Annotated in this window: 12 protein-coding genes; 8 read left to right on the top strand and 4 right to left on the bottom strand. The window is 71.4% G+C overall.

Annotation, left to right across the window (positions count from 1 at the left end; translation table 11 throughout):
- Position 1: 1 nt before the first annotated feature.
- The 8 genes from IFY26_RS12740 (at position 2) to IFY26_RS12775 (ending at position 7,491) form a co-directional block, all read left to right on the top strand.
- Positions 2–1,345, top strand: coding sequence for an extracellular solute-binding protein (locus tag IFY26_RS12740; protein ID WP_232549388.1), 1,344 nt, complete (start codon positions 2–4; stop codon positions 1,343–1,345).
- Positions 1,342–2,262: a carbohydrate ABC transporter permease gene (locus IFY26_RS12745; RefSeq protein ID WP_232549389.1), complete on the top strand. Its 921-nt coding sequence runs from the start codon at positions 1,342–1,344 to the stop codon at positions 2,260–2,262. The genes IFY26_RS12740 and IFY26_RS12745 overlap by 4 nt, the downstream gene beginning before the upstream one ends.
- Positions 2,259–3,209, top strand: coding sequence for a carbohydrate ABC transporter permease (locus IFY26_RS12750; RefSeq protein ID WP_232549390.1), 951 nt, complete (start codon positions 2,259–2,261; stop codon positions 3,207–3,209). The genes IFY26_RS12745 and IFY26_RS12750 overlap by 4 nt, the downstream gene beginning before the upstream one ends.
- A gap of 28 nt (positions 3,210–3,237) precedes the next feature.
- Positions 3,238–3,735 carry a DUF456 domain-containing protein gene (locus IFY26_RS12755; protein WP_232549391.1) on the top strand — a complete coding sequence of 166 codons (498 nt, stop codon included), beginning with the start codon at positions 3,238–3,240 and terminating at the stop codon, positions 3,733–3,735.
- A gap of 129 nt (positions 3,736–3,864) precedes the next feature.
- The gene (locus IFY26_RS12760; protein WP_232549392.1) at positions 3,865–5,409 is read left to right on the top strand and encodes an acyl-CoA carboxylase subunit beta; all 1,545 of its coding nucleotides are present in this window, start codon (positions 3,865–3,867) and stop codon (positions 5,407–5,409) included.
- Between the two features lie 10 nt (positions 5,410–5,419).
- A complete protein-coding gene (locus IFY26_RS12765) occupies positions 5,420–5,812 on the top strand; it encodes an OadG family transporter subunit (protein WP_232549393.1) in 393 nt (130 codons plus the stop codon).
- Positions 5,813–5,815: 3 nt separating this feature from the next.
- Positions 5,816–6,370 (top strand): acyl-CoA carboxylase biotin carboxyl carrier protein subunit, encoded by a 555-nt coding sequence (locus IFY26_RS12770; protein ID WP_232549394.1) that lies wholly within the window; start codon positions 5,816–5,818, stop codon positions 6,368–6,370.
- The gene (locus IFY26_RS12775; protein WP_232549395.1) at positions 6,370–7,491 is read left to right on the top strand and encodes a sodium ion-translocating decarboxylase subunit beta; all 1,122 of its coding nucleotides are present in this window, start codon (positions 6,370–6,372) and stop codon (positions 7,489–7,491) included. Before IFY26_RS12770 ends, IFY26_RS12775 begins: the two co-directional genes overlap by 1 nt.
- A gap of 25 nt (positions 7,492–7,516) precedes the next feature.
- On the opposite strand, the gene IFY26_RS12780 is transcribed toward IFY26_RS12775, so the two are convergent.
- The 4 genes from IFY26_RS12780 to IFY26_RS12795 are packed head-to-tail and all read right to left on the bottom strand — an operon-like array spanning position 7,517 to position 12,802.
- Positions 7,517–8,104, bottom strand: coding sequence for a hypothetical protein (locus IFY26_RS12780; RefSeq protein WP_232549396.1), 588 nt, complete (start codon positions 8,102–8,104; stop codon positions 7,517–7,519).
- A 20-nt stretch (positions 8,105–8,124) separates the two neighbouring features.
- Positions 8,125–9,294, bottom strand: a complete 1,170-nt coding sequence (locus tag IFY26_RS12785; protein WP_232549397.1) for a M20 metallopeptidase family protein — start codon at positions 9,292–9,294, stop codon at positions 8,125–8,127.
- Positions 9,291–10,787 (bottom strand): bifunctional ADP-dependent NAD(P)H-hydrate dehydratase/NAD(P)H-hydrate epimerase, encoded by a 1,497-nt coding sequence (locus IFY26_RS12790; RefSeq protein WP_232549398.1) that lies wholly within the window; start codon positions 10,785–10,787, stop codon positions 9,291–9,293. The genes IFY26_RS12785 and IFY26_RS12790 overlap by 4 nt, the downstream gene beginning before the upstream one ends.
- Positions 10,788–10,825: 38 nt before the next feature.
- Positions 10,826–12,802, bottom strand: a complete 1,977-nt coding sequence (locus IFY26_RS12795) for an acyl-CoA dehydrogenase family protein (RefSeq protein ID WP_232549399.1) — start codon at positions 12,800–12,802, stop codon at positions 10,826–10,828.
- Positions 12,803–12,809: the final 7 nt, after the last annotated feature.

Genomic DNA, 12,809 nt, shown 5'->3' on the forward strand with positions numbered 1-12,809 from the left:
CATGACGACGATGACGCGACGCAACCTGCTGCGGCTGGGCGCCCTGGCCGGCGCCGGCGCGGTGACCGCAGGCTGTGCCACCCCCGGGACGACCTCGGTCAACGCCGAGCCGACCGTGCCGGCGGCGCCCGCGGGGGAGACCATCACCCTCACGTACTGGGCGTGGCTGAAGGACCTCCAGAAGGTGTGCGACGTCTGGAACGCCCAGAACCCCCACATCCAGGTGCAGGCGAGCTGGATCCAGGGCGGCAACGCCGGCGGGTACCAGAAGCTCTATTCGGCGCTCGCGGCCGGCGGTGGCCCCGATCTCGGGCAGGTCGAGCTGCGCTCGCTCCCCGAGTTCATGCTGGTCAACGGCCTGGTCGACCTGCGGCGCTACGGCGTCGACGACTACGCGGACCGCTACAACGAGGCGCTGTGGCAGCAGGTCTCCTACGTGGACGGCGTCTACGGCATCCCCCAGGACTCGGGCCCGATGGCGCTCTACTACCGCCCCGACCTGCTGGACGCCGTCGGCGCCGCCCCGCCGCAGACGTGGGCGCAGTGGGCCGACGTGGCGCGGGCGGTGCGGGACACCGGTGCCCATCTCGACTGCTTCAACTACGCCGACGCCTCGTGGTTCGCCGCGATGGCCCAGCAGGCCGGCGCACGGTGGCTGCGGGTGGAGGACGACAGCTGGGTGATCGCGCTGGCCGACGAGACGACGCTGGAGGTCGCCCGGTTCTTCGACGCGGCGATCGACGAGGGGCTCCTCACCACGGCCTACGGGCAGTTCAGCACCCCCTGGTTCGCCGCCGCGGCGAACAACGACATCGCCGGCCTGATCTCCGCGAGCTGGGGCGACGCGCTGCTGCAGGGCGTGTCGGGGGCGTCCGGGTTGTGGCGGGTGGCGCCGATGCCGCGTTGGGAGACGGGGTACGCCTCGTCGTTCCTCGGCGGCTCGAGCGCGGCCGTCATGGCCAACAGCCGCCACCCGAAGGAGGCCATGGAGTTCGCCGTCTGGATGACGACGAGACCCGAGGGCATCAACGCCATGATCGAGCACTGCGGCATCGGCTGGTCGCCGGCGTCCGACTACATCGGCTCCGCGCGGGAGGGCGGCAGCGAGTTCTTCGGGGGCCAGCCGTACAACACCGAGGTGTTCGAGCCGGCGGCCGCACCTGCGGCGCAGAACCTCGAGTGGTCGTGGTGGCCGATCACCCAGCAGTCGTTCAACATCCTCGCCGACGGCTTCCGCGCCAAGGCGGCCGGCGGCACCCTGGTGGACGCCGTCGTCGCGGCCCAGGGCACCATCGTGCGCACGTTCCGCAACAAGGGCCTGACCATCCGGGAGGAGACGGCATGAGCGACCCCACCACCGTTCGGCGCCGCAAGCGCAGCGTCAGCTCACCCGGCGCGGCGCCGTGGCTGCTGCTCGCGCCGTTCCTGGCCGTGTTCGCGTTCACGTTCGTGCTGCCGATCATCGTCGCGGTGGGCAACAGCTTCACCCGCGTGACGCGGCTGGGTGTGTTCGGGGAGGAGGGTGTCATCACCGAGTTCGCCTGGTTCGCGAACTACGCCCAGGCGTTGGAGAACGGCAACTTCATCGCCTCCATCGGCCGCATGCTGCTGTTCGGCGTGGTGCAGGTGACGGTGATGATCACCCTGTCGACCGTGTTGGCGCTGCTGCTGGAGTCCGCGTCCGCGCGTTGGCCGGGGGTCTTCCGGGCAATCTACTTCCTGCCCTACGGCATCCCCGGGGTGGTGGCGACGATCCTGTGGTCATTCCTGTACGTGCCCGGGCTCAGCCCCATCATCGACGTCGCCGCCTGGGTCGGGTGGGACGTCGACTTCCTCGGCGCGGGCTCCGTGCTGTGGTCCATCGCCAACATCGTGACGTGGACCTACGCCGGCTACAACATGCTCATCATCGTGGCCCAGTTGAAGGCGATCCCCGGTGAGGTCTACGAGGCGGCGCGGGTCGACGGGGCGGGGCCGCTCCGCATGGCCTTCGCGATCCAGCTCCCGCTCATCCGGCCCGCTCTGGTGCTCACCGTCGTCTTCTCGATCATCGGCACGCTGCAGCTGTTCGCCGAGCCACAGGTGCTCGCCACCGTCGCGCCCAGCATCGACTCGGAGTACACGCCCAACCTGAGCGCCTACACCACCGCGTTCGCGTACAACGACTACAACGTGGCGGCGGCCCAGGCCGTCCTGATCGCGCTCGTGGCGTTCGCGCTGTCCTTCACGTTCCTGCGCCTGACGAACAGGAGCTCCTCATGACCACCGCCGCCAGCACCGCCACGGGTGCCGCCGCCGGAGCCACGTCCACCGGGGAGGTGCAGAAGCTGCGGCGCACCGCGTCCGCGGGCGGCGCCGACCACTCCGCCGGACGCAGCCCGGCCAGCACGATCCTCGTCACGGGTATCTTGGTGCTCGTCGCGATCTACTTCCTCGTGCCGGTGTATTGGGTCATCGTCGCCGCCACGAAGACCACCGACGACCTGTTCGCCACCAACGGGTTCTGGTTCGCCGACACGTTCGCGCTGTTCAGCAACCTCCAGCAGGTGCTCACGTACGACAACGGGATCTTCGTGCGGTGGTTCGCCAACTCGTTGCTGTATGCCGGCGTCGGCGCCGTGCTCGCCACCTACTTCGCCGCGGCGGGCGGCTACGCGCTCTCGGCCTACCGGTTCCGGGGCAGCAACCTCGTCTTCGGCACCATCCTCGGTGGCGTGCTGGTGCCGGGCACCGCCACGGCCCTGCCGCTGTTCCTGCTGTTCAGCCAACTGGGCCTCGCCAACACCTACTGGGCGGTGCTCATCCCGTCGCTGGTCTCGCCCTACGGGCTGTTCCTGTGCCGGATCTACGCGGACGCCTCGGTGAGCCCGTCGCTGCTGGAGGCCGCCCGGCTGGACGGGGCGTCCGAGCTGCGCATCTTCCACTCCGTGGGGTTGCGGGTGCTCACCCCGGCCCTGGTGACGGTGTTCCTGTTCCAGCTCGTCGGCATCTGGAACAACTACTTCCTGCCCCTCGTGATGCTGTCGGACCAGCGGCTCTACCCGATCACGTTGGGCCTGGTGAACTGGCGCTCCCAGACCGATCGGCTGCCCGAGTTCTACCAGCTGACCACCGCGGGCGTCCTGCTCAGCGTCATTCCGCTGGCCATCGCCATGATCGTGCTGCAGCGCTTCTGGCGCGGCGGGCTCACCGAGGGCTCGGTGAAGTGAGGCGGACGCCCCGGCTACGCTGGCGCGGGTGACCGAGCAACTCGTCGCGGCGATCGCCGTCGTCCTCACCGTCGTCGGCGTGTGTGGCATCGTCGTGCCCGTCCTCCCCGGCAGCATCACCGCCCTGGCCGGCCTGCTCGTCTGGGCCCTGTTCGGCGGCGCGGGTACCACCGGCTGGGTGGTGTTCGCAGTGGGCACGCTGCTCCTCGCGGCGGGGGCGTCCGCGCAGCTGCTCATCACCGGACGCCGGCTGCGGCAGCGGGCGATCCCGAACCGCTCGGTGGCGGTGGGGTTGGTGTGTGGGGTGGTCGGGCTCTTCGTGATCCCCTTCGTCGGGTTGCCGGTGGGTTTCGTCGTCGGATTGCTCGCCATGGAGTGGGCCCGCGTCCGCGAGCTGCGCACGGCGCTGTCGACGAGCTGGGCGGCGCTGACGTCGGTGGGTCTCGGCATGGTGGTGGAGCTCGCCTGCGCGCTCGCCGCCGCGACCACCCTGCTGGTCGGGATCCTGGTGCACTTCTTCGTCTGAGGCGGAGGCGTTCGGGCGAATTCGCCCGGGTGCGCCTGCGCCACCGGCGCTGGTGCTACGGTCCGTAGTAGTCCCCGGGAATGGCCCCGGGCGACCACCGCAGACCGGTCCGCAGAGACGAGGATGCCCATGCCGGAACGACTCTCCACCCTCCGCCAGAAGCGGGAGCAGGCGCTGCTGGGCGGCGGCAGGGCGCGCATCGAGGCGCAGCACGCCCGCGGCAAGCTGACGGCGCGCGAGCGCCTGTCGATCCTGCTGGACGAGGCGTCCTTCCAGGAGCTGGGCGCGCTCGCGACCCACCACACCACCGACTTCGGGATGGATGCCCACCGCTACCCGGGCGACGGCATCATCACGGGGTTCGGCAAGGTGCAGGGACGCCGCGTGGCCGTCTACGCCCAGGACTTCACCGTGCTGGGTGGGTCGTTCTCCGAGGTGCAGTCCAACAAGATCTCCCGCATCCAGGACCTGGCGATCGAGGCGGGCATCCCGCTCATCGGGCTCAACGACTCCGGCGGCGCGCGAGTGCAGGAGGGCGTCCGCTCGCTGGCGGCCTACGGCGAGGTGTTCGTGCGCAACGTGAAGGCGTCCGGCGTCATCCCGCAGATCTCGTTGATCATGGGGCCGTGTGCCGGCGGCGCGGTCTACAGCCCGGCGCTCATGGACGTCACCATCATGGTGAACGAGACCTCCAACATGTTCCTGACCGGCCCCGACATCATCAAGACCGTCACCGGCGAGGACGTCAGCGCCGAGGAACTCGGCGGCGCGTGGGTGCACAACGCCACCTCCGGCGTCGCCCAGGTGATCGCCGACAACGAGCAGCACGCGCTCAGCCTCACCAAGTCGTTGCTGAGCTACCTGCCGCAGAACAACACCGAGGATCCGCCCGCGCTCGAGCCCTACGACCCGGCCGACCGGATGGACGAGGCCCTCAACGCCCTCGTGCCGGCCGAGGACAACCTGGCCTACGACATGCGCGACGTGCTGGCCCGCGTCTTCGACCACGACTCGGGTTTCGAGTTGCACAAGGAGTGGGCGGCCAACGCGCTGGTCGGGTTCGCGCGGCTGGACGGCATGAGCGTCGGCTTCATCGCCAACCAGCCCCTGGTGATGTCCGGCTGCCTCGACATCAACGCGTCCGACAAGATCGCGCGGCACATCACGCTGTGCGACCAGTTCAACATCCCGCTGGTGACGTTCGTCGACTGCCCGGGCTACCTGCCGGGCGTCGAGCAGGAGTACAACGGCGTGATCCGCCACGGCGCCAAGATCATCTACGCCTACTGTCAGGCGACCGTGCCGAAGATCTCGCTGGTGACCCGCAAGGCCATGGGCGGCTCGTACGTGGCGCTCAGCTCGAAGCAGATGAACAACGACGTCGCGTTCGCGTGGCCCAGCGCCCAGATCGCCGTCATGGGTGCCGAGGGCGCGGCGCGGCTGCTCAACCGGCGGGCCATCGAGGCGGCCGACGACCCCAGGGCCGAGGAGGCCCGGTTCATCGCCGAGTACAAGGAGAAATTCTTCAACCCGTACCAGGCGGCCGACGTCGGCCAGATCGACGAGGTGATCGAGCCCCGCGAGACGCGGCCCCGCCTCATCAGGGCGCTGGAGGTGTTGCGCACCAAGGTGACGCACACCATCCCCAAGAAGCACGGGCTCTTCCCCGTCTAGGAGCAGCATCATGGAGAATCTCGGCTGGGGCGTCATGATGATGGTCGTCGGCATGGGCGTCGTGTTCGCCCTGCTGGCGGTGCTCATGGGCGTCCTCATGCTCATCGGACGCCTCGACCGTCCGCTGCGCGAGCCGGGTGAGGACGCGGCGCCGGCTCCCGCCCCGGTTCCCTCCGCCCAGGCCGCCCCCGCCCCGGCTGCACCCACCGTGCGGATCGTCGCGGACGGGCTGAGCGAGGACGACGTGGCCGCCATCGCCGTGGCGGTGATGACCCACGCGGAGAACCGCCGCCGCCTCGCCGGCCCCGAGACCCGCCGCCACGCCCCGGGCAGCCAGCTGTTCGCCAGCCGCTGGCTCGCCGTCGGGCGCGCCCAGTCCCACTCGTCCTTCACCCGGAGGTAGGCCATGCGCCGCTACACCATCACCGTCAACGACACCACCAGGGTCATCGACGTCGAGGCCGTGGGCGCCGACGTGTTCCGCGTGCAACTCGATGGGCGCCTCATCGACGTCACGCTGGACGACCACCGCGACCTGGCCCACTCCGCGGTGACGCCGGCCGTGACGCCGCGTCCGCTCGGCGCCGGCGGGTCAGCCACGGCGGGTCCCGGGGCCGACCGTGGGGCCACGGCCGTCGGGCGCGAGCCCGCGCGCGCGGCCGCCACCCCGGCCCCCGGAGAGCCGCCGAGGGCGACGGGGGCGCCCGCGGCGTCCGGGTCGCCCGCCCCGGGCGGGGGCGGGGGTCGGGACAAGATGACGGCCCCGATGCCGGGGGTGATCCTCACCGTCGATGTCGCGGTGGGCGCGAGCGTGCGCCGCGGCGACACCCTGATGGTGTTGGAGGCCATGAAGATGAAGAACGAGCTGAAGGCACCCAAGGACGGGGTCGTGGCCGAGATCTACGTCACCGCAGGGCACCAGGTGAAGTTCGGCGAGACGCTGGTGAGGTTCGAGTCCTGATGAGCCCCGACACCCTTCACTACCTGCTGCAGGGGGTGCAGAGCATCACCTGGCAGTCGGTGGTGATGATCGCGATCGGCCTGCTGCTGATCTGGTTGGCGGTCACCAAGGAGTACGAGCCGCTGCTGCTGTTGCCCATCGGCGCAGGCGCCGTCCTGGCGAACCTGCCGCTCTCACCGCTGGTGGGTGAGCACGGCATGCTGCAGACGTTGTACGACATGGGTGTCGGCAACGAGCTGTTCCCGTTGTTGATCTTCATCGGCATCGGTGCGATGACCGACTTCGGGCCCCTGCTGGAGAACCCGAAGATGGTGCTGCTCGGTGCGGCCGGCCAGTTCGGCATCTTCCTGACGCTGATGCTGGCCCTGCTGCTGGGCTTCACCCAGCCGCAGGCGGCGTCCATCGGCATCATCGGCGCGATCGACGGGCCGACGTCCATCTACGTGAGCAACCAGCTCGCGCCCGAGCTGCTGGCCCCCATCACGGTGGCCGCGTACAGCTACATGAGCCTGGTGCCGATCATCATGCCCCCGATCATGCGGGCCCTGACGAGCGCGAAGGAGCGCGCAATCGTCATGCCCTACACGAGCCGCGAGATCTCGCAACGCACGCGCATACTGTTCCCGGTCGTCGTCACCCTCGTGGTCGGCACCCTGGTGCCGTTCGCGACACCGCTCATCGGCATGCTGATGCTGGGCAACCTGATGCGCGAGTCGAAGGTCGTCGAGCGGCTGACGGGCGCGTCGTCCAACGAGCTCGCCAACGTCGTCACCTTGTTCCTCGGCCTGGCCATCGGCTCGACGATGGTGGGGCCGAGCTTCCTCAACCTCTCCACCGGCCTGATCCTGGTGCTGGGGTTGATCGCGTTCTGCCTCGACACGGTGATGGGCGTGCTCTTCGGCAAGCTGATGAACGTCTTCTCGGGCGGTCGGTTCAACCCGCTGATCGGTGCGGCCGGCATCTCGGCGTTCCCCATGGCCGCCCGCGTCGTGCAGCGCGAGGCGCAGCGGGAGAACTTCGACAACTTCCTCCTCATGCACGCCATGGGCGCCAACGCGGCCGGCCAGGTCGCGTCGGTGGTGGCCGGCGGCGTCCTGCTGGCGCTGATGGGTGCCAGCTAGGCCTCACCCCGGACCCGGCAGCAGCTCAGGAGCCGGCCGAGGGCGCGGGGCCGGGCCGCATGGCCATCGCGTACCACGCCATCATCACGAGCATCACCAGACCGTTGAGGACGACCAGGGCCGTTGCGGCCTGGGTGCCCCAGACCAGCCCGAGGACGAGCGCAAGCAGGCCGAGACAGCTCATGATCCAGGCGAGTCGGGTGAAGAACGGCGCCCTGAACGCACTGGCGAACGGGAAGAAGTGGACGCCGACCGCGAAGACCGTCAGCGCGGGCACCAGGGCCTCGCGGTCGATCTGGATGAGTGCGAACCGGCCGAGCTGGATCACGACGATCATCGCCACGACGCTGGCCAGGTAGACCAGGCCGGCCGACGCCCTGACCTGCTCCGGGCGGGGGAAATGCCGCGGCATCAGCAGGGTCGCCCACAGGTAGAGCGCGAGGGCCAGGACCCATGCCACCAGCGCGGCCACCGGCCACGGGTCGGTCAGCAGGTGGCGGTTGTCGTGGACGAACACCGAGCCACCGACGGCGCCGACGAACGTGCCCCACACCCGGGGGTCCGCCAGTCGGCGGACGCCGGGTTGCGACGTGCTGGGTACTCTCGGGTCCACGCGTGGCCCTCCTTCGGTGGTCAGGCGGTGAGCAGGTCGGCGGCCGCCGCGTAGTTCGCCGCGAGCGCGATGGCCGCGAGGCGGAGCGCGCTGCGTCCGGGGAGGAACTCGGGGTGGTGCAGCCCGACGCCGCCGTCCGAGCCGACCCCGATGAAGCTCATCAGGGACGGCACGACCTGACCGTACTCGGAGAAGTCGTCGGACCCGCAGGACCGGAAGGGCACGGGCGCCACCGGCACGTTCAGCCCGGCCAGCAGGGCGTCCGCCCGCTGCGCCAGGTCCGCGTCATTGACCAACGCGGGGCCGCCCCGGACGAAGGTCGCCGTCGCGGTCGCCCCCCGCGCCATGGCCGTGCCCTCCGCGAGCCGGGCGATGGCCTCGTGGAGGGCGGCACGGTCCTTCTCGTGGAAGGTCCGGATCGAACCGGTGCACGCCGCGGTCTCGGCGATCACGTTCGCGGCGGTCCCCGCATGGAAGGTCCCCACCGACACCACCGACGGGTGGATCGGGTTGATCACGCGCATGGGCAGCTCACCCAGCCCGGTGACGATGGCGGACAGCACGGTGATCGGGTCGAGCGCCGTGTGGGGGTAGGCCCCGTGCCCACCGCGTCCGCGCACCGTGATCTCGAAGGAGTCGAACGCGGCGTTCACGGCTCCGGACCCGGTCGACACGACGCCGCGCTCGACCTGGGGTTGCACGTGCACCCCGACCATGGCCGCCACGTCGGCGTCCTCCAGGGCCCCCGAGGCGACCACGTCGCCGGCCCCGGGCGGGTTCTCCTCCTCGCGCGGCTGGAGCACCGGCACCATCGCGGCGGGCAGGTCGAGGTCGCGCGCCGCGGTCAGCACGGCCCAGAGTGCGGCCAGGTGCACGTCGTGGCCGCAGGCGTGCATGATCCCGCGCCGCTGGGAAGCCCATTCGACCCCGGTCGCCTCCGTGAGCGGCAGCGCGTCGAGCTCCGCCCGCAGGCCGACGGCCGGGCCGTCCGGGCCGGTGCGCGTGTACGCGCCCGTCTCGGCGACGGGCGTCCAGTCGAGCCAGCCGGTGGCCTCGGTGAAGGCGTCCCGGGTGTCACCCTCGTCGCCGCCCAGGTGGGGGTCGGCGTGAATCGCCCGCCGCAGGGACGTGGCGTCGGGCAGCACGGTGTCGATGCCGGCGACCAGCGCCTCGAGGAGCTCGGAGTTCATGGCCGGAGGCTATCGCACCACCGCTCGATGCTCACGCCGAGATGCTCGGCCAGCCGGTCGGGTGGGATCGGGGCGGCCCGCTCCGCGCGCGCGGTCGCCGCCTGCAGCGAGGCGCCCAGCACGGCGGCGCGGGCGGCGGGCAAGCCGGCGGCCACGCAGGTGCCGACGATGCCGGCGAGCACGTCGCCGGAGCCGGCGGTCGCCGTCCAGGGCGTGCCGGGCAGCGCCAGCAGGGCGGTGCCGTCGGGCTCGACGGCGAACTGGTTGGCGCCCTTGAGCAGCACGGTCGCGCCCGTCTGCCGGGCGGCGCGGCGGGCGTGGGTCAGCGGGTCGGCCTCCACCTCGGCGCGCTCCACCTCCAGCAGGCGGGCCAGCTCGCCGGCGTGCGGGGTGAGGACGCTGTGAACCGGCAGTCCGTCGGGGGCGGCCGTGGGCAGGGCGCCGAGGGCGCCGGCGTCCACCACCACGGGCACGTCGTCGGCGACGCGGCGGGCCAGGCGCTCGGCGTCGGGCCCGGGCCAGCCCGAGCCGCACACCCAGGCCTGGACGCGGCCGGGATCGGCCGGATCGACGGGGACCACCACGCTCGGATGGGCGGCGAGCACGAAGTCGGCCGGACGCGACGGGCCCGCGTAGCGCACCATGCCGGCCCCCGACCACAGCGCCCCGGCCACGCCGAGGACGGCCGCGCCGGGGTAGTCGTCGGTGCCGGTGTCGATGCCGACGACGCCGCGGGAATACTTGTCCGAGGATGCGTCGGGGGTGGGGTACCAGGCGGCGCAGTCGGACTCCTCCACCAGGTGGAGGTCACTCGCGGGTGCGGCCACCCCGATGTCGACGAGACGGACCTCCCCGCAGTGGCCGGACGCCGGCGCCAGCACGTGGGCGGGCTTGTGCGCGATGAACGTCACCGTGAGGTCGGCGGTGAAGCAAGCGTGGGCCTCGTGGCTGTCGGCCACCAGGCCGCTCGGCAGGTCGACCGCCAGCACGGGCGTCCCGTGCGCCCGGCAGGCGTCCGCCACGGCCAGCACCGCGGGCTCGAGCCCCGGACGCCCGCCCAGCCCAGAGACGCCGTCGATGACCAGCGCCGCCCCGGGCACCAGACCGAGCGCGGCGTCGGCGTCCACCGTGCGGGCGCCCGCGTCCTGCGCCGCGGCGAGGCCGACGTCGTGCGTGGCACCGGCGCACGGCCACACCACCAGGTCGAGCTCGGTGTCGGGCAGCAGGCCGGGCAGGCCGGCAAGGGCGAACAGTGCGTCGCCCGCGTTGTTGCCGGGGCCGGCCACCACGAGCACCACCGTCGGCCCGTCCGCGGAGTCGGCGCCGCCGCGCGGGGTGGGGGGCTCGGAGTACCACGCCAACATCGACAGCAGCTCAGCGGCGGCGCGGGCCACGGCGTCCGCCGCGACGGCCATGAGATCGCCGCCGGGGTGGGCGTCGAACCACGCCTGCTCGGCGTCCCGGATGTCCTGCGCGCTCACAACGGGCAACATGCACGGCAGCCTAGTGCGGTGCATGGTGCCCCGTTCGGTCAGCTCGCCAGCGCGGGCTCGGCCACGGTGCGCGGCGGCAGCTCGTCGGACGGGCGCTGTCCGCCCGCGTTGGTGAGCATGGCCGAGTTGAGCCAGCCCTCCGGCACGCCCAGACCCTCGACCAGCTCCAGCGCCACCGGCCGCAGCTGGGCGCACAGCTCGTCCACCGTCTGGGAGATCGCCCGGCTGCGCTGGCCGTCGAAACGCTCGTGCTCCATGTACCAGGCGCGGTGCTCCTCGATGGTGGCGAGCGCGTACAGGTCGCACACCTGGTTCAGCAGCGAGCGGACGTAGGGATCGGCCACCTCTTCGATCGCGCCGATGAACGCCTCCAGCACCACCCGGTCGGTGTGGGCGCGGGCGGCGGTGACCATGTGCTCCTGGCACGCGTTGGTCGCCGCGAACGCCTCCTCGGCCGGTGCCCTGCTCGCCGCGCGCATCCGCTTGGCGAGACCCTCGACGATGTGCGCCTCCCGGTCGGTGAACAGCTGGACGTGCCAGCCGCGGTGACGCACCGGATCGCCGCCGACGCGCCGGGCCGCCAACACCAGGCGGTCGATGACCGCGCGGGCGGTGGTGCGCTCGAGGAACGAGCCGCCGACCATGCGCGCCGTCGCCTGGGCGGTGCCGCGCAGATCCATGTCACCCCAGGACTGCTTGTAGTCCAGCAACAGGGCCTTGGCCACGAGCTGCATCAGCACCGTGTTGTCGCCCTCGAAGGTGGCGAACACGTCGGCGTCCTGACGCGCCAGGGTCAGGCCGTTCTCACTGAGGTAACCCGCCCCGCCGCACGCCTCGCGACACAGCTGGATGGTGTCGTTGGCCCACCGCGTCAGCAGCGCCTTCATGCCGGCGGCGCGGGTCTCCAGCTCGCGCGCGGCCCGCGGATCCTCACCGCCCGCGTCCAGCACCCGCTGCAGCGCCAGGGCCAGCTCGGTCTGCGCGAAGCCGTACGCGTAGGCCCGGGCGATGTTCGGCAGCAGCTTGCGCTGGTGCGTCTGGTAGTCCAGCAGCAGGATCTCCTCCCCGAGACCCGGCAGCCGGAACTGCGAGCGCTGCAGGGCATAGCGCGTCGCGATGGTCAGCGCGCGCCGCGTGGCGGACGCCGCACCACCGCCCACGCAGATGCGGCCGCGGACCAGCGTGCCCAGCATCGTGAAGAAGCGCGCGTTCTTGGACTTGATGGGGGAGTGGTAGACCCCGTCGGCATCGATGCTGCCGTACCGGTCGAGCAGGTGGGTGCGGGGGACGCGCACGTGGTCGAACCGCATCGTGCCGTTGTCGACGCCGAGCAGGCCCCCCTTGTGGCCGTGGTCGCCGGTCGTCACGCCCGGCAGGTCGTTGAGTTCCTCGTCGCGAATCGGGACGAGCGCCACGTGGACGCCCTGGTTCTCCCCGCCGACGGTGAGCTGGCCGAACACGGCGGCCCACTTGCCGTGTTCGCCGGCGTTGCCGAGGTAGGCCTTGGTCGAACTCGGGGTGGGGGAGTTGATCTCGAGCTCGTCGGTCTCCGGCACGTAGGTGATGGTCGTCTCCAGCGACGACACGTCGGAGCCGTGGCCGAGCTCGGTCATCGCGAAGGCACCGGTGCGCTCGCACGTGATCGTGTCGGGCAGGAAGGTCTCGTGGTGCCACTGGCTGCCCAGGTTCACGATCGCGCCGCCGAACAGGCCGTGCTGGACGCCGGACTTGATGGTCAGGCTCAGATCGCCCATGGCCAGCATCTCGAACTGGGCGACCGACTCCGACTGGGGCCCGGTGCCGCCGACCGACTCGGGGAAGCCGGCGATGGCGAAGCCGCGGTGGGCGATCTTGACCAGGCGGTCCAGCGTCCAGTCCCGGGCCTCGGCCATGCTCATCGACGGGTCGCGCACGACGTCGTCGGCGCTCACCTCGTCGCGCCAGCGCTGCTTCGTGGTGTGGAACGGTCCGTCGAGCGCGGTGCGCAGGGCGGCTCCGGTCGGGCTGATGGTCATCGGTGAC

Source organism: Propioniciclava soli (genome assembly GCF_014858005.1).
In the GTDB taxonomy this organism is placed as follows: Bacteria; Actinomycetota; Actinomycetes; order Propionibacteriales; family Propionibacteriaceae; genus Propioniciclava; species Propioniciclava soli.